This window comes from Streptomyces sp. 3MP-14, assembly GCF_006334905.2.
In the GTDB taxonomy this organism is placed as follows: domain Bacteria; phylum Actinomycetota; class Actinomycetes; order Streptomycetales; family Streptomycetaceae; genus Streptomyces; species Streptomyces triticirhizae.
Genome location: NZ_VDLZ02000017.1, coordinates 173276 through 194275 on the forward strand (window position 1 = coordinate 173276; position 21000 = coordinate 194275).

The 21000-nt window shown below is 74.5% G+C and carries 22 protein-coding genes; 14 read left to right on the forward strand and 8 right to left on the reverse strand.

Annotation, left to right across the window (positions count from 1 at the left end; translation table 11 throughout):
- Positions 1 to 43 precede the first annotated feature (43 nt).
- Both ung and FH609_RS25690 read left to right on the forward strand, forming a co-directional pair.
- Positions 44 to 724: a uracil-DNA glycosylase gene (gene ung, locus FH609_RS25685; RefSeq protein ID WP_139672037.1), complete on the forward strand. Its 681-nt coding sequence runs from the start codon at positions 44 to 46 to the stop codon at positions 722 to 724.
- Between the two features lie 179 nt (positions 725 to 903).
- On the forward strand, positions 904 to 1806 hold the full coding sequence (locus tag FH609_RS25690) for a Gfo/Idh/MocA family protein (protein WP_139672040.1): 903 nt from the start codon (positions 904 to 906) through the stop codon (positions 1804 to 1806).
- Between the two features lie 48 nt (positions 1807 to 1854).
- Here the strand turns inward: FH609_RS25690 and FH609_RS25695 are convergent, their stop codons facing one another.
- Complete coding sequence (locus FH609_RS25695) at positions 1855 to 2775, reverse strand: undecaprenyl-diphosphate phosphatase (protein ID WP_139672043.1); 921 nt, start codon at positions 2773 to 2775, stop codon at positions 1855 to 1857.
- A gap of 448 nt (positions 2776 to 3223) precedes the next feature.
- On the opposite strand from FH609_RS25695, the gene tuf reads away from it, so the two are divergent.
- Positions 3224 to 4411, forward strand: a complete 1188-nt coding sequence (gene tuf, locus FH609_RS25700; protein WP_139672046.1) for an elongation factor Tu — start codon at positions 3224 to 3226, stop codon at positions 4409 to 4411.
- Between the two features lie 88 nt (positions 4412 to 4499).
- The gene (locus FH609_RS25705; RefSeq protein ID WP_139672049.1) at positions 4500 to 5342 is read left to right on the forward strand and encodes a spermidine synthase; all 843 of its coding nucleotides are present in this window, start codon (positions 4500 to 4502) and stop codon (positions 5340 to 5342) included.
- A gap of 24 nt (positions 5343 to 5366) precedes the next feature.
- Here FH609_RS25705 and FH609_RS25710 read toward each other — a convergent pair whose 3' ends face one another.
- Entirely contained in the window at positions 5367 to 6524 is a 1158-nt protein-coding gene (locus FH609_RS25710; RefSeq protein WP_139672052.1) for a hypothetical protein, read from the reverse strand.
- A gap of 183 nt (positions 6525 to 6707) precedes the next feature.
- On the opposite strand from FH609_RS25710, the gene FH609_RS25715 reads away from it, so the two are divergent.
- Positions 6708 to 7148 carry a DUF4442 domain-containing protein gene (locus FH609_RS25715; RefSeq protein WP_193318049.1) on the forward strand — a complete coding sequence of 147 codons (441 nt, stop codon included), beginning with the start codon at positions 6708 to 6710 and terminating at the stop codon, positions 7146 to 7148.
- An 80-nt stretch (positions 7149 to 7228) separates the two neighbouring features.
- Here FH609_RS25715 and FH609_RS25720 read toward each other — a convergent pair whose 3' ends face one another.
- Positions 7229 to 8095, reverse strand: a complete 867-nt coding sequence (locus FH609_RS25720) for an EamA family transporter (RefSeq protein ID WP_139672055.1) — start codon at positions 8093 to 8095, stop codon at positions 7229 to 7231.
- A gap of 227 nt (positions 8096 to 8322) precedes the next feature.
- Here FH609_RS25720 and FH609_RS25725 point away from each other — a divergent pair, with 227 nt between their 5' ends.
- The 3 genes from FH609_RS25725 (at position 8323) to FH609_RS25735 (ending at position 10512) form a co-directional block, all read left to right on the forward strand.
- A complete protein-coding gene (locus FH609_RS25725; RefSeq protein WP_139672057.1) occupies positions 8323 to 8898 on the forward strand; it encodes a helix-turn-helix domain-containing protein in 576 nt (191 codons plus the stop codon).
- Between the two features lie 42 nt (positions 8899 to 8940).
- Positions 8941 to 9495 (forward strand): YbaK/EbsC family protein, encoded by a 555-nt coding sequence (locus tag FH609_RS25730; RefSeq protein WP_139672060.1) that lies wholly within the window; start codon positions 8941 to 8943, stop codon positions 9493 to 9495.
- A 165-nt stretch (positions 9496 to 9660) separates the two neighbouring features.
- Positions 9661 to 10512, forward strand: a complete 852-nt coding sequence (locus FH609_RS25735) for a siderophore-interacting protein (RefSeq protein WP_139672063.1) — start codon at positions 9661 to 9663, stop codon at positions 10510 to 10512.
- A 129-nt stretch (positions 10513 to 10641) separates the two neighbouring features.
- Here FH609_RS25735 and FH609_RS25740 read toward each other — a convergent pair whose 3' ends face one another.
- The 3 genes from FH609_RS25740 to FH609_RS25750 all read right to left on the reverse strand — a co-directional run bounded on the left by FH609_RS25740 (position 10642) and on the right by FH609_RS25750 (position 13417).
- The gene (locus FH609_RS25740; RefSeq protein ID WP_226961945.1) at positions 10642 to 11655 is read right to left on the reverse strand and encodes a pyridoxal-phosphate dependent enzyme; all 1014 of its coding nucleotides are present in this window, start codon (positions 11653 to 11655) and stop codon (positions 10642 to 10644) included.
- A 238-nt stretch (positions 11656 to 11893) separates the two neighbouring features.
- The gene (locus FH609_RS25745; protein WP_139672066.1) at positions 11894 to 12604 is read right to left on the reverse strand and encodes a sigma-70 family RNA polymerase sigma factor; all 711 of its coding nucleotides are present in this window, start codon (positions 12602 to 12604) and stop codon (positions 11894 to 11896) included.
- A gap of 144 nt (positions 12605 to 12748) precedes the next feature.
- The gene (locus tag FH609_RS25750; protein WP_139672069.1) at positions 12749 to 13417 is read right to left on the reverse strand and encodes a hypothetical protein; all 669 of its coding nucleotides are present in this window, start codon (positions 13415 to 13417) and stop codon (positions 12749 to 12751) included.
- Between the two features lie 420 nt (positions 13418 to 13837).
- Here FH609_RS25750 and FH609_RS25755 point away from each other — a divergent pair, with 420 nt between their 5' ends.
- From FH609_RS25755 to FH609_RS25765, 3 genes are read left to right on the forward strand one after another with little or no spacing between them, the layout of a single operon-like run.
- The gene (locus FH609_RS25755; RefSeq protein WP_139672071.1) at positions 13838 to 14644 is read left to right on the forward strand and encodes a class I SAM-dependent methyltransferase; all 807 of its coding nucleotides are present in this window, start codon (positions 13838 to 13840) and stop codon (positions 14642 to 14644) included.
- The gene (locus FH609_RS25760; protein WP_139672074.1) at positions 14641 to 15852 is read left to right on the forward strand and encodes an ATP-grasp domain-containing protein; all 1212 of its coding nucleotides are present in this window, start codon (positions 14641 to 14643) and stop codon (positions 15850 to 15852) included. Before FH609_RS25755 ends, FH609_RS25760 begins: the two co-directional genes overlap by 4 nt.
- 15 nt (positions 15853 to 15867) lie before the next feature.
- Complete coding sequence (locus tag FH609_RS25765) at positions 15868 to 16113, forward strand: hypothetical protein (protein ID WP_139672077.1); 246 nt, start codon at positions 15868 to 15870, stop codon at positions 16111 to 16113.
- Positions 16114 to 16399: 286 nt separating this feature from the next.
- Here the strand turns inward: FH609_RS25765 and FH609_RS25770 are convergent, their stop codons facing one another.
- Both FH609_RS25770 and FH609_RS25775 read right to left on the reverse strand, forming a co-directional pair.
- Positions 16400 to 17683: a DUF4303 domain-containing protein gene (locus FH609_RS25770; protein WP_139672080.1), complete on the reverse strand. Its 1284-nt coding sequence runs from the start codon at positions 17681 to 17683 to the stop codon at positions 16400 to 16402.
- A 13-nt stretch (positions 17684 to 17696) separates the two neighbouring features.
- The gene (locus FH609_RS25775) at positions 17697 to 18110 is read right to left on the reverse strand and encodes a CoA-binding protein (protein WP_139672083.1); all 414 of its coding nucleotides are present in this window, start codon (positions 18108 to 18110) and stop codon (positions 17697 to 17699) included.
- An 84-nt stretch (positions 18111 to 18194) separates the two neighbouring features.
- On the opposite strand from FH609_RS25775, the gene FH609_RS25780 reads away from it, so the two are divergent.
- From FH609_RS25780 to FH609_RS25790, 3 genes are all read left to right on the forward strand, one after another.
- Positions 18195 to 18821, forward strand: coding sequence for a YigZ family protein (locus FH609_RS25780; protein ID WP_139672086.1), 627 nt, complete (start codon positions 18195 to 18197; stop codon positions 18819 to 18821).
- Positions 18822 to 18984: 163 nt separating this feature from the next.
- Positions 18985 to 20082: an LLM class flavin-dependent oxidoreductase gene (locus FH609_RS25785; RefSeq protein WP_139672089.1), complete on the forward strand. Its 1098-nt coding sequence runs from the start codon at positions 18985 to 18987 to the stop codon at positions 20080 to 20082.
- Between the two features lie 111 nt (positions 20083 to 20193).
- Positions 20194 to 20943, forward strand: a complete 750-nt coding sequence (locus FH609_RS25790) for an FMN reductase (RefSeq protein WP_139672092.1) — start codon at positions 20194 to 20196, stop codon at positions 20941 to 20943.
- Positions 20944 to 21000 lie beyond the last annotated feature (57 nt).

A 21000-nucleotide genomic window follows, 5' to 3' on the forward strand; every position in this document is an offset into this window, starting at 1 on the left:
GCGACGCGGTCAACTCACCGCGTGACCTCGGAGGTTGTGGGACGTGAACGACAAGCTGCCCGACTCCTGGCAGAAGGTGCTGGGCGAGGAGCTGGACCAGCCCTACTTCAAGGAGCTGACCGCGTTCGTCGAGGAGGAACGGGCCGCGGGTCCCGTCTACCCGCCGGCGGACGAGGTCTTCGCGGCGCTGGAGGCGACGCCCTTCGACGAGGTCAAGGTGCTGGTCCTGGGTCAGGACCCGTACCACGGCGAGGGGCAGGGCCACGGCCTGTGCTTCTCGGTGCGGCCCGGGGTGCGCATCCCGCCCTCGCTGCGCAACATCTACAAGGAGCTGCACGCCGAGCTGGGCCTGCCCATCCCGGACAACGGCTATCTGATGCCCTGGGCCCGGCAGGGCGTGCTGCTGCTCAACGCGGTGCTCACGGTGCGCGCCGGCGAGCCCAACTCGCACAAGGGCAAGGGCTGGGAGCGGTTTACCGACGCGGTGATCCGCGCCGTCTCAGACCGGCCCGACCCGGCGGTCTTCGTCCTCTGGGGCGCCTACGCCCGCAAGAAGCTCCCGCTGATCGACACCCAGCGGCACGCGGTGGTCGAGGGCGCCCACCCCTCGCCGCTGTCGGCGCGGAAGTTCTTCGGCTCCCGCCCGTTCACCCAGATCAACGAGGCCATCGCCGCCCAGGGGCACGCGCCGATCGACTGGCGCGTTCCCGACCTGAGCCGTTGACCCGGTGAGTCGCCGCGCCGCCCCCGACGCCCGGCGCCCGCCGGGGTGTTGGGCCGGGCGGCGGCGCGAGGCCCGGGAGGCGGTGGGGTGTTCGGCGCCGGGCGGCACCCGCGTATGCTGCCGGTCCCGCGCCCACGCGCGGGCGCGGACCACCCACACCTACACCGAGGAGCATTGCCGTGAAGGTCGGCGTGATCGGGCTCGGGGACATCGCCCACAAGGCATACCTGCCGGTCCTCAGCACCCGCCCCGAGGTCAGCCTCCACCTGCACACCCGCTCGGCCACCACCCTGGAGCGGGTCGGCGCGACCCACCGGCTGCCGGCCGAGGCGCTCCACCACGACCTGGGCTCCCTGCTGTCCGTCGGCCTGGACGCGGCCTTCGTGCACACGCCCACGGCGACCCACCCCGAGATCGTCACCAAGCTGCTCACCGCCGGCATAGCCACCTATGTCGACAAGCCGCTGGCCGACGAACTCTCCGAGGCCAGACGGCTGGTGGAGCTGGCCGACACGCTCGGCGTCAGCCTCGCCGTCGGCTTCAACCGCCGCTTCGCGCCCGCCTACGCGCAGTGTCTGGAGGGCCCGCGCGACCTGGTCATCCTCCAGAAGCACCGCAGGGGCCTGCCGGAGGACCCGCGCCGGATGGTCTTCGACGACTTCATCCATGTCGTCGACACCCTGCGCTTCCTCGCCCCCGCCCCGATCGACGAGGTGCATCTGAGCGCCCGGGTCAGCCAGGGCCTGCTGCACCACGTGGTGCTGCACCTGTCGGGCGAGGGCTTCTCCGCGGTCGGCGCGATGAACCACCTCTCGGGCTCGGCCGAGGAGGTGCTGGAGGTCTCGGGACAGGACACCAAGCGCGAGGTGCGCAACCTGGCCGAGGTCATCGACCACAAGGGCCAGCCCTCCGTCCGCCGCCGGGGCGACTGGGTGCCGGTGGCCCGGCAGCGCGGCGTCGAACAGGCCGTGGACGCCTTCCTGCACGCCGTGCGCACCGGCCACACCCTGGACGCCCAGGACGCGCTGCGCACCCACGAGTTGTGCGAGCGGGTCGTGCTGGACGCCACCGGCCGCCGCTGAGTCGCTTCGCTGAGCCGCCGCCACCGGTCGCCGCCGCCGGCGGCCGGCTCACCAGCCGGCGGCCTGCTCGCCCGTCGTCACCTCGGGCGGCGTGTCGAACTCCTCGCCGGCGTGCGGCTCCACCACCCCGAACCAGATCAACACCAGCAGCACCAGGCCGACGCCGATCCGATACCAGACGAACGGCATGAAGCTGCGGGTGCTGATCCACCGCATGAACCAGGCGATGATCGCGTAGCCCACCAGGAAGGCGATCACCGTCGCCAGGATCGTCGGACCCCACGAGACATGGGTGTCCTCGCCGCCGATCTCCGTCAGCTCGTAGCCGCCGGAGGCCAGCACGGCCGGGATCGCCAGCAGGAACGAGTACCGCGCCGCCGCCTCCCTGCGGTAGCCGAGGAACAGCCCGCCGGTGATGGTGGCGCCGGAGCGCGAGACGCCGGGCACCAGCGCCATCGCCTGGCACAGCCCGAACAACAGGCCGTCCCTGACGGTGAGTTGGTCCAGCTCCTTGCGCTGCCTGACCGCGCGGTGCCGGCCACCGCCCGCGTCCCTGGCCGCCATCCGGTCGGCCACGCCCAGAATGATGCCCAGCACGATCAGGTTGACCGCGATCAGCCGCAGGTCGCGGAACGGCCCCTCGATCGCGTCCTGGAGCGTCAGCCCCAGCACACCGATCGGGATGGAGCCGATGATCACCAGCCACCCCATCCGCGCGTCCGGATCGGAGCGCATCGAGCGGTCCGTCAACGAACGGAACCAGGCGCTCACCACCCGCGCGATGTCCTTGCGGAAGTAGATCAACACCGCCAGCTCCGTGCCGATCTGGCAGACGGCGGTGAACGCTGCCCCCGGGTCCTCCCAGCCGCCGGCCACGGCGGCCAGCCGCAGATGGGCGCTGGAGGAGATGGGCAGAAACTCCGTCAGCCCCTGGACCAGCCCGAGGACGATTGATTCGAACCACGACATGAACTGAGCGCGTATCCCTGGGAGAGGCCGACGAGGGCGGGCGGAGGAACGGACGGGCTGACGGACGGCGACCGGGCGCGGTCCACGGGTGTGGGTGAACGGGCGAGGTCACTCTAGGCGAGCGCCGCAACAAGCGGTGAACGCCGGATGTCTGATGTCTGGACTATCAGAAAACCGTTCGACGGCCCGGGTCGGCATCCGCCACCATACGGGTCATGTTCCGGTACGCAGCCCCCGCCGCGCCGTCCGCACCCGCGGACGCGACGCCGGCCGCAGGCGTGCCGCTGGCCGTCGCCGACGGCGCTCGACGCTGACCCTTCCCGGATCGCTCCGTGGACCCCGCAGGGGGAGGGTCGGAGCACGGCGGGGGTCCACGCCCCGACCCGAGGACGCGCCGCACGCGCGCCGGTCGGGGCCTCACCCTCACCCAGGAAACCGGGAACTCGCCATGCCCAAGCAGGCGTACACGCGTACCAAGCCCCACCTCAACATCGGCACCATGGGCCATGTCGACCACGGCAAGACCACGTTGACTGCGGCCATCACCCGGGTGCTCAGCGACCTCGGCACCGGCACCTTCGTCCCCTTCGAGCGGATCGACCGCGCCCCGGAGGAGGCGGCCCGGGGGATCACCATCACCCTCAGCCACGTCGAGTACCAGACCGCGACCCGGCACTACGCGCACGTGGACATGCCGGGCCACGCCGACTACGTCAAGAACATGATCACCGGAGCCGCCCAGCTGGACGGCGCGATCCTGGTGGTCTCGGCCGTGGACGGCGTGATGCCGCAGACCGCCGAGCACGTGCTGCTGGCCCGTCAGGTCGGCGTGCGGCACATCGTGGTCGCCCTCAACAAGGCCGACGCCGGCGACCCCGAGCTGACCGACCTGGTCGAGCTGGAGGTCCGCGAGCTGCTCACCGCCCAGGGCTACCCGGGCGAGGAGACGCCGGTGGTCCGGGTCTCCGGCCTGGGCGCCCTCAACGGCGAGCGGCGTTGGGTCGACTCGGTCGTCGAGCTGCTGGACGCGGTGGACCGCCATGTCCCGGTGCCCGAGCGGTACCTGGACGCGCCGTTCCTGCTGCCGGTGGAGAACACCCTGACCATCACGGGCCGGGGCACCGTGGTCACGGGCGCGATCGAGCGCGGCACCGTGCGGGTCGGGGACCGGGTCGCGGTGCTCGGCGCCGAGCTGGAGACGGTGGTCACCGGCCTGGAGACCTTCGGCAAGCCGATGGCGGAGGGCCAGGCCGGGGACAACGTGGCGCTGCTGCTGCGCGGGGTGCCGCGCGACGCGGTGCGGCGCGGGCAGGTGGTCGCCGCGCCCGGGAGCGTCACGCCGGGCCGCCGCTTCGCCGCCGAGGTCTATCTGCTCTCGGCGGCCGAGGGCGGGCGCCGCACCCCGGTCGCCACCGGCTACCGGCCGCAGTTCTATCTGCGGACGGCCGACGTGGTCGGCGACATCGTGCTCGCCGGGGACCCCGCCGGGAGCACGGTGGCGCTGCCGGGGGAGCGGGTCTCGATGACCGTGACCCTGGGCGCGCCCGTCCCGTTGGAGCCGGGCCTCGGCTTCGCCGTCCGCGAGGGCGGCAGGACGGTGGGCGCCGGCACCGTCACCGAGGTGCTGCCCGACTGAACGGCACGCGCCGCGCGAGGGCCGCCGGTCGGCCGCCGCACGCCGACCCGGCGTGCGGCGGCCGGGCCGGCCGGGGCATCATGCCGGGATGGACGAGCGGACGCCCGTGGTGCGGGTTGTGGACCTGGGCACCGCCCGGCTGCTGCCGGACGTGGACCGGCCGGCGGCCTGGCTGTTGACCGTCGACGACGCCCCGCAGTCGTATCTGGACCTCGACGACCCCACCCACCTGGAGTTCGAGTACGTCCGGCGGCTGGGCCACGCGGTCGACACCGCGGGACCGCCCGGGGCGCCGCTGCGGGTGCTGCACCTCGGCGGCGGGGCGCTGACGCTGCCGCGCTATGTGGCGGCGACCAGGCCCGGCTCCCGGCAGCGGGTGGTGGAGGGCGACGGGCGGCTGGCCGCGCTGGTCGCCGAGACGCTGCCGTCGCCAGGCGCCGGGATCGAGGTGACCGTGGCCGACGCCCGCGCCGCCGTCGAGGCGGCGCCGCCGGGCGCGGCCGACCTGCTGGTCGCCGACGTCTTCGGCGGCTCCCGGGTGCCGGCCCAGGTCACCACCCTCGGCTACGCCCGCGCCGCCGCCCGGGCGCTGCGGCCAGGCGGCACCTACGCCGCCAACCTGGCCGACGCGGCGCCCTTCGCGTTCCTGCGCTCCCAACTGGCCACGCTCGCCGCCTGCTTCGCCGAGCTGTGCCTGCTGGCCGAGCCGGCGGTGCTGCGCGGGCGGCGGTTCGGCAACGTGGTGGTGCTCGCCGGCGACGCCGAGCCGCCGGTGGCCGCGCTGGCCCGCCGCGCCGCCGCCGACCCGTTCCCCGCCCGCGTGGTGACGGGCCGCGAGCTGGCCCGACTCATCGGCGGGGCGCGGCCGGTGACCGAGGAGAGCGCCGTCTCCTCGCCGAGGCCGCCGGCCGACGCCTTCCGCGTCGGCTGACGGCCTCGGGGGCGCCGCGCGGCGTCAGCTCTGCTCGGCCTCCACCGGGTAGGGCCGCAGGCTGCTCATGATCTGCTCGATCGTCTCGTCCGGCAGCTCGTCCTCGACGCCAGCGTCGGCGACCAGCACCCAGGTCGCCATGTCGTTGTTCAGGTCGAGGTAGGAGACCGCGTACACCTTGCCGTCGGTCTGGCCGCAGGGGTTGGGGTCCTCCTCGTCCTCCGGGACGTCGCGGATGGTGGCGGTCACCAGGTGGCCGCTGATGCCGTGGTCGCTCTCGAACTCCTGCGCGTCCGACATCTCGAAGGTGCCGAGCTGGTCCTGGTCGTAGGCGCCCAACGCCCAGTTCATCGCCTCGTTCTCGGCGGCCTCGGCGGTGTTGGTGGCGCCCTGGGCGCCCTTGGTGCCCGCCATGGCGCGGCTGCTGACGCCGTACTCGGCGTCGGCGCACCAGCCGTCCATGTAGGTCGCCACGCCCGACATGGCCACCAGGATGTCGCCCTCCTCGGCGCCCTCCCGCTCGTCCTCGTAACCGAACGTCGTGCCCTCGGAGTTGACGGTCCACTGGTCGGGCGGCACGTCGAACGCGATGTGCCGGTTCTCCAGGGTCTGCACCTGCCAGTCGGGCGCGATCACCGGGTCGGGGCGCTGGAGCACGCCCTGGCGCGGGTCGTCCGGGTCCTCGGGCCGCGTCGGCTCGTCGGTCGGCTCCTCCGTCGGGTCCTCGGAAGGATCGCCCGAGGGGTCGCCGGAGTCGCCGGGGGTGTCCCGGTTCTGGCCGGCCTGGGGCGAGTCGTCCCCGCCCATCAGCACCACGCCGGTCACGGCCGCACCGGCGACCACGGCGACCGCGACGATGATGCCGACGGCTATCTTCAACCTCTTGCTGTCGCCGTCGTTCGGCGGCGGCGACGGAGGCGGCAGCGTGGACGGGCCCTGCTGCTGCCACGCGGCGCCGGGCGCTCCCGGCGGCGGGACGGGCGGCACGCCCGGCTGGGCTCCCGGTGTCGGGACGGGCGGTACGCCCGGTTGAGCCCCCTGCCCGGGTTGCTCCCACCCGCCGCCCGCGCCGCCGGTCGGCGGCTGCTGGTACGGGTTGGGCTGCTGGTACCCCGGCTGCTGATAGGGGTTGGACCACTCCCGGCCCGGCTCGCCCCCCGGCTGCTGTTCTCCTGGCCTCATGGCTCCAAACCCTAAGGGCGGCGGCGCCGGCGGAGGACACCTGTCACCGTATTGCGACGGACCTGCGACGAGAAGGCAGCCGGAACGCACGCCGGAGCGCGCGGTGTTGGGGCGGAACGTTGCGGGCGGGCGCGTGGGGCCGCCGTCATTACCCGCTGGTAACGTGGGGGCATGACTGACCGGATCTCCGTCGGCGAGCAGCTCGCCGCGACCGTGCCCATGGTCCGCGCGCTCCATCTGGAGTTCGTGCGGACCGACCCGGAGTGCGCCGTGCTGCGCCTGCCCGACCAGCCCACGTTCCACAACCACGTGGGCGGGCCGCACGCCGGCGCCATGTTCACGCTGGGGGAGTCCGCCAGCGGGGCCATCGCCCTGGCGGCGTTCGGCGACCAGATGTCGCGGGCGCTCCCGCTGCCGGTGCGCGCCGAGGTCTCGTACCGGAAGATCGCCACCGGCGAGATCACCGCGACGGCCACCCTGGGCCGGCCGGTGGCGGAGGTGGTGGCCGAGCTGGACGCGGGCCAGCGCCCCGAGTTCCCGGTCGAGGTGGAGATCACCCGCGCCGACGGCGAGGTCACCGGCACCATGACCGTGGTCTGGACGCTGCGCCCGCACCGCGACTGACGCGCCGGGCGCCGGCTGGTCAACGGGCGGGCGCCGGCGGCCCGTTGAACGGTTGACCCGGTTGGCCCGTCGACCGGCGGTCAGCCGGTGGCCAGCAGCAGGGTGCCGGCCAGGGCGAGCCCGGCGCCGGCCGCCTGCGCGGCCAGCAGCCGCTCGCGCAGCACCCCGCGCGCGGCCAGCGCGGTGACCACCGGGTAGAGCGAGGCCAGCACCACGGCCACCGTCATCGGCCCGATCCGGGCGGCCAGCGCATAGGTCGCGTTGGCCGCCACGTCGGCCAACCCGACGAAGGCCAGCGAGGGCAGCGCGCCGACCAGCAGCCGCCGGCCGCCCTCCGGCAGTACCGGGGCGCCGCGCCTGGCCGCCACCCACAGCGCCGTGCCGCCGGTCACCACGTTGCACACCCGCTGCACGAACAGCGCGAGGAACAGCCCGGTGACGGTCGTCGACGCCTCGGCGATCAACGCCAGCACCGCGCCGAAGCCGAGCGCGGCGCCGGCCGTGAACACCAGGGTCTGCCGGGGGATGCCCCCGCCGCCGCCCCCCAGGGTCGGCCCGCCGGCCAGCAGCACGCCGAGGAACGCCACGGCCATTCCGGTGTACTGGATCAGGCCGGGGCGCTCGCCCAGGATCAGCGCCACCCCGACGGGCACCGCGAGCGCGGTCGCCGCCAGCGGCGAGACCACGCCCATCGGGCCGAGCGCCAGCGCCCGGTAGAAGCAGAGCATCGCCAACGGGCCTATCGCCCCGGCCGCGACCGCGAACCAGAGCCGCCCGCCCGCCTCGCTCCACGCCCCGGTGGCCACCACGATCCCGCCCAGCACCACGGCGGCCAGGGTCTGCGAGGCCACGACCACCGTCAGCGCCGGCAGGCGTCGGGTCAGCAGCCCGCCGCCGAAGTCGGCGAGCCCCCAGAGCAGGCTGGTGACCAGGGCAAGGGTGACCATCGTTACCTCGCAAGTACAGTGTTTCGCGGCGTCGCGACGGGGCCGTCCCGCAGGGGCGGAACGGCCGGAAGGGTGGTCGCGGCGTCGAACCATGAGCCGGAGCGCGGCGGGAGGAGCCGGGAGAGTCCGGAATACTCAACGCTCGCGTCGAAAATAGTACACCGGGTGGTGCGTCCCGTGCCCCGGTTTTCCCGTGGCCCCATCTCGACCTCGCAGGAGAGACGTCGGTGACCGACCTCGACCAGCTCACCCAGTCACTGGCCGGCAACCTGCGCCGGCTGCGCGCCGAGCGGGGGCTCACCCTGGAGGCGTTGGCCGCCAGGGCCGGGATCAGTCGCAGCATGTTGATCCAGATCGAGCAGGCGAGGACCAACCCCAGCGTCGGCACCGTGGTCAAGGTGGGCGACGCCCTGGGGGTCAGCGTCACCACCCTGCTCGACACCCAACCCCGGCCCACCGTGCGGCTGTTCACGGCCGAGCAGACGGTGCGGCTGTGGCACACCGAGGCCGGCAGCCACAGCACGCTGCTCGCCGGGACCGAGGCGCCCGGGCCGCTGGAGCTGTGGCGCTGGCGGCTGATGCCGGGCGAGGGCCACGAGGCCGACGCCCACCCGCACGGCACCACCGAGCTGATCCACGTGGTGGAGGGCGAGCTGACGCTGCGGGTCGACGAGGAGGACCAGCCGGTGCCGGCGGGCGCCTCGGCCGCCTTCGAGTCCCATGTGCCGCACGGCTACCACAACCGGGGCGCCGAACCGGTCGAGTTGATCATGGCCGTGGTGGTGCCGCCCGCGCTCGGGTGACCGCTGTCGGGCGCCCGCTCCGGCCCTGGTACGGTGCCCGCCATGCGTGCTCCCATCGGAAACTTCGACGAGGCCGTCCCGCTGCCCAAGGCCCTCGACCTGCTGGTTCCCCCGGTCGCCGAGGCGGTGCGCGGCTGGCGTGGGAGCGTGCCGGCCGAGGACCTGCTCTTCGTGGACAGCGACCCGGAGAAGGCCGACACCGCCGTCTTCGTCGAGACCTATGGCGCGGACCTGGCCGAGGCGTCGGCGAACTGCGTGATCGTCGCCGGCCGGCGCGGCGGCGAGACCACCCTGGCCGCCGTCCTCGTCCCCTCCACCACCCGGGCCGACGTCAACGGCGCGGTCCGGCGCCAACTGGGGGCGCGCAAGGTCTCGTTCGCGCCCCACGAGACGGCGGTGCGCGAGACCGGCATGGAGTACGGCGGGATCACGGTCCTCGGGCTGCCGGCCGGCTGGCCGGTGCTGCTGGACGCGGCGGTGGTCGCGCGGGACCACGTGCTGATCGGCAGCGGGGCGCGCCGGGGCAAGCTGATCGTGCCGGGCGCCGCGCTGGCCGAGCTGCCGGGCGCCGAGGTGCTGGCGGGGCTGGGCCGGTAGCCGGCCGGTAGCCGAGGGGCGGGCGGGGTACCCGGTCGCCGAGGGGCGAAGGAGTAGCCTGGGCCCAACGGGGCGACGATCAGGTTAGGCTAACCTAACTCCCGGTGTGGTGGTTCCCCTTCGCGGTCCCCGCACCCGCCCTCGCACCGAGTCCAGGAGCTGTCCGTGAGCGACCGACCCGCCCGAAAAGGACCCCAGACCCACCGCGCCCAGGTGGTGCACAAGGAACGCCTCACCCCGCACATGATCCGGGTGGTCTTCGGCGGCGAGGGCCTCGCCGCGTTCGCCACCGGCGAGTGCACCGACCACTACGTCAAGCTGGTCTTCCCGCTGCCCGACGTCGACTACCCCGAGCCGTTCGACATCGGCGAGGTCAGGGCGACCATGCCGCGCGCCGCCTGGCCCAGGACCCGCACCTACACCGTCGCCGGCTGGGACCCCGAGGCGCGGCGGCTGACCATCGACTTCGTGCACCACGGCGACGAGGGCCTGGCCGGCCCCTGGGCCGACGCCGCCCGCCCGGGCGACGAGCTGTACCTGCTGGGCCCCGGCGGCGGCTACGCGCCCGAACCCGACGCCGACTGGCACCTGTTGGCCGGCGACGAGGCGGCGCTGCCCGCCATCGCGGCCGCGCTCGCCGCGCTGCCGGCGGGAGCCAGGGCGCTGGCCTTCATCGAGGTCGCCGGCCGCGAGGAGGAGCAGAAGCTCGACTACCCGGAGGGCCCGATCGAGGTGGTCTGGCTGCACCGCGAGGGGCGACAGGTCGGCGAGGCGCTGGTGGCGGCCGTCACCTCCGCCGTCTTCCCGCCGGGCGAGCCCCAGGTCTTCGTGCACGGCGAGGCGCACACCGTCAAGGCGCTCCGCCGCCATCTGCGGCACGACCGTCAACTGCCCCGGGATCGGATGAAGTCCGTCTCCGGCTACTGGCGCCGGGGCTCGGACGAGGACGGCTGGCAGTCCAGCAAGGCCGAGTGGAACCAGCGGATCGAGGCCGAGCAGGAGGCCGCCGCCGGCTGAGGCGGGGCGCCGTCCCGCGCGGCTTTCCGGGCTCCGTCCCGCACGGCTTTCCGCGCGGCTTTCCGCGCCGGCGCACACCTTTCGGGCGCGCGCCGGCGCGCGGTCCCGGCCGGACCGCCGGGGCCGTCGTCAGGCCGGTCCTGCCGGCTCGTAGGGCCGGCGCCCCCACTCCATCGCCGACCAGGGCGGCGTCAGGTCCGCCAACTCGGTGATCTGGTGCGGCTTCAGCGTGCGCGGGTCCGGCGCCTCCCGGTGCCGGGCGAACGCGCGCTCCGCGTAGCGGTGCCCGGTGTCGGCGCCGATCACCAGATGGGTCCGCTCCGGCCGGCGCGCCGACTCCCACAGCGCCGCCAGATGCGCCGCCCCCGTCGACAGCCCGGCGAAGACCGCGTGCGAGCGGACCAGCCCGACCGCCCCCGCCAGGGCGTGCCGGAAGTCGACCCAGTGCAGCCCGTCGTAGAGCCGGTGGCGCACGTTGTCGAACGGGATCGCGCTGCCGATGCCCGCGATGATCGCCTCCGGGTCGCGGAACCGCTCGCTGCCGAACGTCACGCTCCCGAACGGCTGCACGCCCACCAGCCGCGCGTCCACGCCTCGTTGCCGCAGCGGCACGACAAGACCGCCCGACGAGGAGCCGGTGCCCACCGGCGCGACCACCGTCAGCGGGCCCTCCGGCAGCGCGGCCGCCACCAGGTCGGCGAACTCCCGGTAGCCCGCGTAGTGCACCGCGTCGTGGTACTGCCGCATCCAGTGCGTCTCCGGCCGCGCCGCGACCAGCTCCCGCACCCGCGCCACCCGCCGGTTCTGGTCCAGCCGCAGGTCGTCGGAGGGCGGCATCTGGTCGATGGTGGCGCCCAGGATCTCCAACTGCACCCGGGTGGTGAGGTCCACGGTGGTGGAGGCCACGATGTGGCAGCGCAGCCCGTAGCGGTGACAGGCCATCGCCAGCGCCAGCGCGTAGATCCCGCTGGAGCTGTCCACCAGCGTCTGGCCGCGCCGGATGACACCCCGCTCCAGTAACGTTCGCACCGCGCCCAGTGCCGCGTAGACCTTGAGCGTCTCGAAGCGCGCCAGCACCACGCCCGGGCCGAGCCGCACCAGGTCGGGCGCCTTGACGGCGTCGGTGATGTGCTCGTGGATCACCGGGGGGACCAACGGGGCCCCGCCCGGCGGCGGTTGGGCCGGTGTCCCGGGCGCGGGCCCGTTCGGGGAAACGCTCGCGGCAACGTTCGTCGGCGCGTCCGTCGGTGCGTTCATCGGCGCGTTCGCTGGCACGTTCGTGGGCATGGCATCGCCACCTCGACTCGTGGGGGCCCGGCGGGGGATGGCGCCGGGGTGGGGGAGGCGGGGGCGAGGCCACGGGCGTCGCCCCCGCACCGGCTCAGCGGGGCGCCGGATCGCCCTCGGCCAGGGCCAGTTGGGCCAGCAGCGTCCGGCGGGCCCTGGCCACCCGGGAGCGGACCGTGCCCACCGGGCAGCCGCTGGCCGCCGCCACCTCGGCGTATGGCATCCCGGCGATCTGGGTGAGGCGGAACGCCCTGGCGCGGTCCGACGGCAGCCGGGCCAGCAGCTCGTCGAGGGCCACCCGTTCCTCGAACCCCGGTATGTGGCCGCGCTGTTCGCGCTCCACGGTAGTGAGCCAGTCGGCGGTGGCGGCCAGCGGCGGGCGGGAGCGCTCGTAGCGGACCCGGTCGACGGCAGCCCTGCGGGCGATGGCCAGCAGCCAGGTGCGGGCCGACGAGCGGCCCTCGAACGCCGGCAGCGCGCGCAGCGCCCGCAGCAGCGTCTCCTGGACCAGGTCCTCGGCGCCCTGCGGGTCGCCGGTGATCCGGGTCAGATAGCGCAGCAGGTCGTCGCGGACGGCGGCGAAGAACGACTCGACGGCCCGTCGGTCGCCGCCGCGCGCGGCCAGCGCCCAACGGGTCACGGTGGTCTCGTCGGCGGTCGCCGGGTCGTGCGCGGCGGCATCGGTCGGGGCGGTCGGGGCGGCCGGGGTGTGGCGGGCTCCGGCGGGGGCGGTTGGGGCGTCGTCGGGCCCGGCCGGCGTGCGGCGGGGCCAGGTGGTGGGGGGTGTGGCAAGACGTGCGGTCACGGTCCTGTGGCCTTTCGCGAAAACCGTGGCGTTCCGCTGGAACGCACGGTGGGGTCGGGCCGGGAGCCGCCGCAGACGAGGACGGTGCTGGAGGTCAGACGGGGCGTGCCCGGCCGTGGCGCGCGGCGTTCGACCGACGTGTTGTCACGCCGGGAACGCGGGCCGTGCCGGGGGACCCCTGGACTCGATCGGGCGCGCCCACCCGGGCAGGCGAGGCGGCCGTTCGGCGGTGGGCCGGGCGGCCTCCGCGTCGACCGGGGTCGGCGGGTTGACCGGGCGCGGCGGCGGGCCGAGCACGCGGTGCGCCGCCCAGCGCAGCAGCCCGAACAGGGCGCGCTCGCCCCACCACAGCCACACCGCGCTCAGCAGTGCGACGGCCAGGTGGCCGGCGACCATCGAGGCCGGGCCGTCCACCAGCCCGTGACCGGGGGCGGCGGCGCCGGCGGCCGAGGGGCCGGCCATGCCGGTCCCCATGCCGCTCCCGGCCATGCCGGTCCCCATGCCGGACTCCGCCGCCATGCCCGCCCCGGACATCGGGTGCCCGGCGTGCGCGGCGTGCAGGCGCGCGGCCTGGAGCGCGTGCCCCACGGAGAAGGCGCCGTGCAGCAGGAGTTGGACGCCCAGGGTGGCGGCGATCACCGCGACCGGGCCCCGTTCCCGCTCGGTGAACGACCAGACGCCCACCCAGACGCCGAGGAAGACGACGAGCAGCAGCCGCCAGGAGACCGCGTCCCCGGAGACCGCCGTGTGGCTGGAGATGGCGAGCACCACGCAGAGCGCCGAGAATACGGCGGCTCTCGTGGCTCGCAACATCCGGCCCGCTTCCATGACAGAACCATGGTGACACCGAGCGCTTCGGGTGACGATATGCGGGACGCGGATTTCGTTACCGGGAAATCGATTCCCAACGCGTGGGAACTTCCCCGCCGTTTCCCACGACTTCTCAAGTGAATCATGTCCCCGCCCCGTGCCGGGCGCCGCCGGCCCTGGCCCCGGGAACGGCGGCAACCCGCCCGGATCTGCGGGTACTTGACGTAACGTCGCCCGCGACCGAACCGCGGAGAAGCCGAAGGAGAACCGCGAAGGGCTCAACCGTAAAGGATTTCTGTGCCATTATCCCCGCGGCGTCACGTGTGCGTTTCCGTGACCGTGGGTACAGTCCAGCTCGCCCCGCCCCGGCCCCGGATCGGGCCAACCGCGCGGGCCGTCACCGGAATCGAGGTTCCCTCACCCATGCACTGGTACGAGGATGACGACTTCTGGGTGGACTTCGCGCCCGTCATGTTCTCCGACCGCCGCCGCGCGGAGATCGCCGAACTGGTCGCGACCGCACCGCTGTTCGACCACCCGCCCGGCACCCGGGTGCTGGACCTGGCCTGCGGGCCCGCCCTGTACGCGGTGCCGCTGGCCCGCCGGGGCTGCCACGTCACCGGCGTTGACCTCAGCCGGCCGATGCTGGACCGCGCCCGCGCCGCCTGCGCCGAGGCCGGCGTCGACGTCCGGCTGGTGCGCGGCGACATGCTCACCCATGTCGAACCCGAGACCTACGACGAGGCCATCAACGTCTTCACCTCCTTCGGCTACTTCGAGCGCCGCGCCGACAACCTCACCGTGCTGCGCAACGTCCTCGCCTCGCTGCGGCCCGGCGGGCGGCTGCTGGTCGACGTGATGGGCCGCGAGGTCGTCGCCGGCTGGATCGGCCGGCCCCAGGTCGTCGAACTTCCCGACGCGCTGGTCTTCCAGCGGGACACGATCCTGGACGAGTGGACCCGGCTGCGCACCGACTGGACGCTGGTGCGCGAGGACCGCGCCCGCGAGGTCTCGATCACCGCGTTCCTCTACAGCGCCGCCGAGCTGCGGGCGCTCTTCGCCGAGGCCGGCTTCGTCGACATCGAGGTCTACGGCGACTTCGACCGTTCCCCCTACGACCAGCGGGCCCGCCGGCTGGTCGTGCGCGGCACCAGGCCCGCCGACTCCCCGGCCTCGGGCCCGGACGTTCCGGCCGCCCCGGCCGGCCAGGAAGGAGAGGACGACGCATGACCATCGCCGCCCTGGAGGCCCTGAGCTTCGGACTGGCCCGGATCGTCGAGGCGGCCGAAGCGGCCGGCCACCGCCTCGCCCTGCTCACCGGCGACCGCGCCATCTACCAGCACGAGCTGGCCCAACTCCCGCCCGGCGCACTGGACATCGTGGACGTCGACACCCATGATCCCGACGCCAGCCGGGCCGCGCTGCGCGCCCTGCCCGACCTGGCCGGGCTGATCAACTCGACGGACGGCTGGAGCGTTCCGGCCGCCGACCTCGCCGCCGAGCTGGGCCTGCCGGGGCCCGACCCGGCGGCCGTCCGGCGGCTCCGCGACAAGCTGGCGGTGCGCCGCCTGCTGGCCGAGCACGGCCTGGGCCCCGAGGGGGCGATGCCCGTCGGCCCCTCGACCACCGCCGAGGAGATCGTGGCAGGGGTCGGGCTGCCCGCCGTCCTCAAGGACTCCGCCGGCACCTCCTCGAAGAACGTGTGGCTGGCCCGCGACCGCGCCGAGTTGGGCGCGGCGCTGGAGCGGGCGCGCGGCGCCGCGCTCACCGGCCGGCTCTTCGCCGAGCGCTATCTCGCCGGCCCGCTCTACAGTGCCGAGACCCTCGGCTTCGAGGGCGAGACCCGGCTGCTCGGCGTCTTCAGCCGCCAGACCTCCCCGCTGCCCCGGGTCCGCGAGGAGGGCGCGGCGTTCCCCGTCGCGCTGCCGCAGGAGGAGAGCGAGACGGTGCGGCGCTGGGTCGGCGACGTGCTCGCGGCCGCCGGGCATCCGACCGGGTTTGCCCATGTGGAGTTCGTCTGGACCGCCAAGGGGCCCGAACTGGTCGAGATCAACCGGCGGATCGGCGGCGCCCTGGTCGGCGAGGCGCTCTGCCGGGCGCTGGAGGTCAACGTCTACCACGCGCTGGTCGACACCACCCTGGGCCGCCGCCCCGCCCTGCTCGACGGGCCCCAACCCGCCGGCGACGCCAGCGCGTTGGTGCTGATCTACCCGGACAGGACCGGCACCCTCGTCGGCTGGTCGGGCCTGGACGCGCTGGCCGCCTTCCCCGGCGAGCCCGAGTGGTACCCGACGGCGGCGCCCGGCGACCGCGTCGTCCACCTCGACGACCAGCGCGGCTGCACCGGCATCCTCCTGACCCGGGGCGCGACGGCCGAACTCGCGATGCACCGCGCGCTGAGCGCGGCCGGCACGATCCGCGCGGTGGTGGAGGACTGAAGAGCGGCGCGCCGGGTGGAGCAGCTGCGGGCGCGTGTCGTCGGCAGCGCGCGGTACCAGGAGGGGGAGACGCCCGCCGAGGACGCGGCGGCGGGCACGGGCGGTCGCGGACACGTTCGGCAGCTCCGATCCGAGCTGACGATGGTCTCCGCGTTGCCCGTCGCCGAACTGCGCGCCCAGGCGGACGCGTTGGCGCGCGAGATCCGGGAGAGCGACACGCGTATCCAGCGCACGAACGGGGAGGTCGACCTGCTGGACTGACCGGTCCTCGGGGTCGGGGACCGAACGGCGTGGAGCGGGTAGTCGCTCCGAAGGCGTGCACACGCCGAGGCCGGCGGCTTTCCGGCCACTCCTTGGTGCGTGAGGAGCAACGCCGGGGTTCGACTCCCCGTCAACAGCGCAGCTCAGCACGGCACACAGGTAACGGTGCACCACGCACGGCATATCACCGCGTGCAGATCCGGAGCGGCGAGGGCGGGTTCGGGGCTCTCCACGTTCGGGGCTCTCCACGCCACGACACGGGCGTCGGGCCATGCCGGGGCGGACGTCACTCCGAACGGCGCCCCGTGGCCCAGCCGATGAGGTCGTCGGTGACGAACGTGCCCTCGTCGGCCACGTCCGGGGCCAGGGCGCCGAGGCCGAGGCGGAAGACCTCCGCCGAGGCGCGGCCGGTCGCCGGCGCGAACGCCGGCCCCGGTGCCCGCATCAGCAGCCCGTCGCCGCCCCCGTCGTCGCCGACCAGCGCCCAGCCCGGCGCGTAACGGGCCACCTCGTAGGTCGCGTTGCGCTCGGCGAGGGAGTGCGGCCCGTACAGCGCCGTGCCGTCGGGGAGGTACCACCCCGGGGTCAGGCGCCACAGTTCGGCCACCGTCGGGTTGGGCGGGGGCGCCAACGGGCCGGTGTGGGCGGCGCGTTCGGCCGCCGCGACCGGGTCGGCGGGCAGTGGCGGCTGCTCGGCGGCGTCCCGCAGCCACTCCTCGCGCAGCGCGCCGGGCGGGTTGAGCCGCCGGACCGCGCCCGCGTCCTCCTCATCGGGCGGCATGGTCCCCGCCGCCAGCAGGAGCCGCCCGCGCTCCCGGCCCGTGCCGAACAGCCCCTCCGCGTCGAGCCGCCGCAGCGCCTCCTCCATCGAGGCCAGCCGGAGCCGGTACTCGGCCTCGACGGCCGCCTCCCCGCCCCGGCCGGGGTCGAAGAGGTCGCCCCTGGCCAGGAACGCCCGCGTGACGTCGGCGAAGTGCTCCTCGTACCCCCAGACGGCGTAGGGGCTGTCCGGCAGGCTCCAGCGTTCGCCGCCCCGGGCGTCGCCCTCGACCGAACAGGCCGCCGCATAGGGGGCGTTGGCCTCGCCCGAGGTCAACAGCGCGAAGAGATAGAGGCGTTCGGGATGCCGGTGCCGCAGCTCCCGGTACGCCGCCCCGGTCGCCTCGGCGATCAGCGCGCTCAACGCCGGGTCGGGCAGCGGGCGGACGGGTTCGGGGGCCGGCTCCGGAGGGGCGGCGACCAGGCGGAGCAGCGCGGCCGGCTCGATCCGGTTCTCCTCCGAGGGCCCGTCCCCGCCCAGGCACTCGTGAACGGCGACCCGGTGCGGCGCGAGCAGGTCGAGCAACGCCCGCAACCGGTCGGCGACCTCGTACCGGTCGTTCCCGAACAGCTCGACATCCACCAGGGGTTGACCGGCCTCCACCCGCCGCCGCACCTCGGCGACGCCGAGCCCCAGCAGCCGGTGCAGGGCCATCAGCACCCGCGCCGGAAGCGGCTCGCCGGCCACGACGAGGGCGCGCACCGTGTGGTCGGGGCGGTGGTCGGCGGGTTCGTCGCGGCGGTCGGGCATGGTGGCGACGAGCCTAGTTCACGCCCAGCCTGGGCAGCTCGATGGCCGGGCAGCGGTCCATCACCATCGCCAGGCCGGCCTCCGTCGTCCGCCGGTAGGCGTCCTCGTCGACCACGCCGAGCTGGAACCACACGGCCTTCGCGCCGATCGCCACCGCCTGGTCGGCGACCTCGCCGGCGAGGTCGCTGTTGACGAAGACGTCCACCACGTCCACCGGGAACGGGATGTCCGCCAGCGTGGCGTACCCCGGCTCGCCGTGCACCGTCTCCGCCTTGGGGTGCACCGGCACCACCCGCTTGCCGGCGGCCTTCAGGACCCTGGCCACCCCGAAGGCGGCCCTGGCCGGGTTGTTCGACAGCCCCACCACCGCCCACACGGGCCCGGTCTCGGTGAGGATGTCGCGAACGGTCTGCTGGTCTCCATACATGTGCCGCACAACCACCCCGCGCGCCCGACGCATTCCCCCGGGGGCCCGAACGGGCGGGGCCACCCTGGTGCCTAGGCTGGGCCGGTGTCCGACACGTATCTGACGGTGGCCGCCGAGAGCGAGCACGAGACCGAGGTCAACCGTTCCCGCTTCCGCTGCGCGCTGGCGCCGGCCGCGACGGAGGAGGACGCGCTCGCGTTCGTGGCGCGGATCAGGGAGCGGCACCCCACCGCCAGTCACCACTGTTACGCCTATGTGATCGGTGCGGACGGCGCGGTGCGCAGGGCCTCGGACGACGGCGAGCCCTCCGGCACGGCGGGCCAGCCGATGCTGAACATGCTGCTGCGCCGCGAGGTGCGGTTCACGGTGGCGGTGGTGACCCGCTGGTTCGGCGGCGTCAAGCTCGGCGCCGGCGGGCTGATCCGCGCCTACGGCGGCGCGGTGGGCGCGGCGCTGGACGCCGAGCCGCTGGTCAGCAGGCGGCGGCTGCGGCTGGCCACGGTGACCGTGGACCACGCCAGGGCCGGCCGGCTGGAGAACGAGCTGCGGGCGCTGGGCTACCCGGTGCGGGACGTGCGCTACGGCGCCGAGGTGGCGATCACCCTCGCGCTGCCGGCGGCCGAGCTGGCCGGCTTCGCCTCCTGGCTGGCCTCCGCCACGGCCGGCGCCGCCCGGCTCGACTCCGGTGAGGAGACGCACGGCGCGGGCTGACCGCGCGGCCGGGCCCCGCGCGCGGCACCCGGCCGGAAGCCGGCCGGAAGCCGGCCGAATGCGGGTACTCGGCGCCCGGAATAGAACGGCGGGGGAGCCCGTTGCCCGGGGTAAGTTGAACAGTAAACTAAACCGACCGACCAGCCGAGACGAGGTGGGTGCGATGCAGTTCGGAATCTTCACCGTCGGTGATGTCACCCCCGATCCGACGACCGGGAGGACCCCGACCGAGCACGAGCGGATCAAGGCGATGGTGACCATCGCGAGGAAGGCCGAGGAGGTCGGGCTCGACGTCTTCGCCACCGGCGAGCACCACAACCCGCCGTTCGTCCCCTCCTCCCCGACCACCATGCTCGGCTGGATCGCGGCCCGCACCGAGCGGCTGATCCTCTCCACCGCCACCACGCTGATCACCACCAACGACCCGGTGAAGATCGCCGAGGACTACGCGATGCTCCAGCACCTCGCCGACGGCCGGGTCGACCTGATGATGGGCCGGGGCAACACCGGGCCCGTCTACCCCTGGTTCGGGCAGGACATCCGGCAGGGCATCCCGCTGGCCATCGAGAACTACGCGCTGCTCCACCAGCTGTGGCGCGAGGACGTCGTGGACTGGGAGGGCCGCTTCCGCACCCCGCTCCAGGGCTTCACGTCCACGCCCAGGCCGCTGGACGGCGTGCCGCCGTTCGTCTGGCACGGCTCCATCCGCAGCCCGGAGATCGCCGAGCAGGCCGCCTACTACGGCGACGGCTTCTTCGCCAACAACATCTTCTGGCCCACCCAGCACTTCCAGCAGCTGATCGGCCTCTACCGGCAGCGCTACGCCCACTACGGCCACGGCACGCCCGAGCAGGCGATGGTCGGGCTCGGCGGGCAGATCTTCGTCCGGAAGAACTCCCAGGACGCCATCCGCGAGTTCCGCCCGTACTTCGACAACGCGCCGGTCTACGGGCACGGTCCCTCGCTGGAGGAGTTCATGGAGCAGACCCCGCTGACCGTGGGCAGCCCACAGGAGGCGATCGACAAGACGCTGACCTTCCGGGAGAACTTCGGCGACTACCAGCGGCAGCTCTTCCTGATGGACCACGCGGGCCTGCCGCTCAAGACCGTGCTGGAGCAACTGGACATCCTGGGCGAGGAGATCGTGCCGGTGCTGCGCCGGGAGTTCGCGGCCGGGCGGCCGGCCGACGTTCCCGACGGGCCGACCCACGCCGCCCGGGTCGCCGCCGAGCGGCAGCGCCGCGCCGCGACCCCGGCCTAAAGCCGCGCCCCGGCCGCACCGTTGCCCGACGTCCGTCCGCTCCCCGACGTCCGTCCGTTCCCCGATGCCGGCCCGTTCCCCAACCCCACGCACCACAGGAGGAGTTGTCCCATGACGCCGCGCACCCTGGTGGTCGTCAGCGCCGGGCTGAGCCAGCCGTCGTCCACCCGGCTGCTGGCCGACCGGCTGGCCGAGGCGACCCGCCGCCACCTCGACCCGGGCGAGGAGGGCCGCGACGGCGGCCCGGAGGTCGTCACCATCCGGGTCGTCGAACTCCGCGACCTGGCCAGGGACATAGCCGACCACCTCGTCACCGGCTTCCCGGCCCCGCCGCTGCGCGAGGCCATCGAGGCCGTGGAACGGGCCGACGCGGTGATCGCGGTGACGCCCGTCTTCGCCGCCTCCTACAGCGGGCTGTTCAAGTCGTTCTTCGACCTGTTCGAGCCGACCGCGCTCGTCGGCACGCCGGTGCTGATGGCCGCGACCGGCGGCACCGCCCGCCACTCGCTGACCCTGGAGCACGCGATGCGCCCGCTCTTCGCGTATCTGCGGGCCACCGTGGCGCCCACGGCCGTCTTCGCCGCCGCCGAGGACTGGGGCGGCGACGGGGACCCGCTCACCGACACCCTGCCCACCCGGATCGACCGCGCGGCACGGGAGTTGGCCACCCTCCTCCTGGCCGAGGCCGGCGTCGGGGCCGTTACCGGCGCGGCGGCGGACGGCGGGGCGGCGGCGGGCGGCCTGGCGCCGGCCGGGGGCGGGGAACCGGCCGGCGGCGACGCGGAGGAGGGCACGGCCGGAGCGCCGGGGCTGGCGTTCACGCCGTTCGCCGAACAACTCGCCGCGCTGCGCCGCCGGTAGCCCCTCCGAGAGGGCGCCGGTCCCGGCGGGCGTTGTCAGACCCCGGTGGCAGACTGG

Excerpts from the sequence above, each read along its gene's own strand:
- FH609_RS25695 (WP_139672043.1), bottom strand. The coding sequence starts at position 2,775 with ATGTCGTGGTTCGAATCAATCGTCCTCGGGCTGGTCCAGGGGCTGACG.
- tuf (WP_139672046.1), top strand. The coding sequence starts at position 3,224 with ATGCCCAAGCAGGCGTACACGCGTACCAAGCCCCACCTCAACATCGGC.
- FH609_RS25705 (WP_139672049.1), top strand. The coding sequence starts at position 4,500 with ATGGACGAGCGGACGCCCGTGGTGCGGGTTGTGGACCTGGGCACCGCC.
- FH609_RS25710 (WP_139672052.1), bottom strand. The coding sequence starts at position 6,524 with ATGAGGCCAGGAGAACAGCAGCCGGGGGGCGAGCCGGGCCGGGAGTGG.
- FH609_RS25720 (WP_139672055.1), bottom strand. The coding sequence starts at position 8,095 with ATGGTCACCCTTGCCCTGGTCACCAGCCTGCTCTGGGGGCTCGCCGAC.
- FH609_RS25730 (WP_139672060.1), top strand. The coding sequence starts at position 8,941 with ATGCGTGCTCCCATCGGAAACTTCGACGAGGCCGTCCCGCTGCCCAAG.
- FH609_RS25750 (WP_139672069.1), bottom strand. The coding sequence starts at position 13,417 with ATGTTGCGAGCCACGAGAGCCGCCGTATTCTCGGCGCTCTGCGTGGTG.
- FH609_RS25755 (WP_139672071.1), top strand. The coding sequence starts at position 13,838 with ATGCACTGGTACGAGGATGACGACTTCTGGGTGGACTTCGCGCCCGTC.
- FH609_RS25760 (WP_139672074.1), top strand. The coding sequence starts at position 14,641 with ATGACCATCGCCGCCCTGGAGGCCCTGAGCTTCGGACTGGCCCGGATC.
- FH609_RS25770 (WP_139672080.1), bottom strand. The coding sequence starts at position 17,683 with ATGCCCGACCGCCGCGACGAACCCGCCGACCACCGCCCCGACCACACG.
- FH609_RS25775 (WP_139672083.1), bottom strand. The coding sequence starts at position 18,110 with ATGTATGGAGACCAGCAGACCGTTCGCGACATCCTCACCGAGACCGGG.
- FH609_RS25785 (WP_139672089.1), top strand. The coding sequence starts at position 18,985 with ATGCAGTTCGGAATCTTCACCGTCGGTGATGTCACCCCCGATCCGACG.
- FH609_RS25790 (WP_139672092.1), top strand. The coding sequence starts at position 20,194 with ATGACGCCGCGCACCCTGGTGGTCGTCAGCGCCGGGCTGAGCCAGCCG.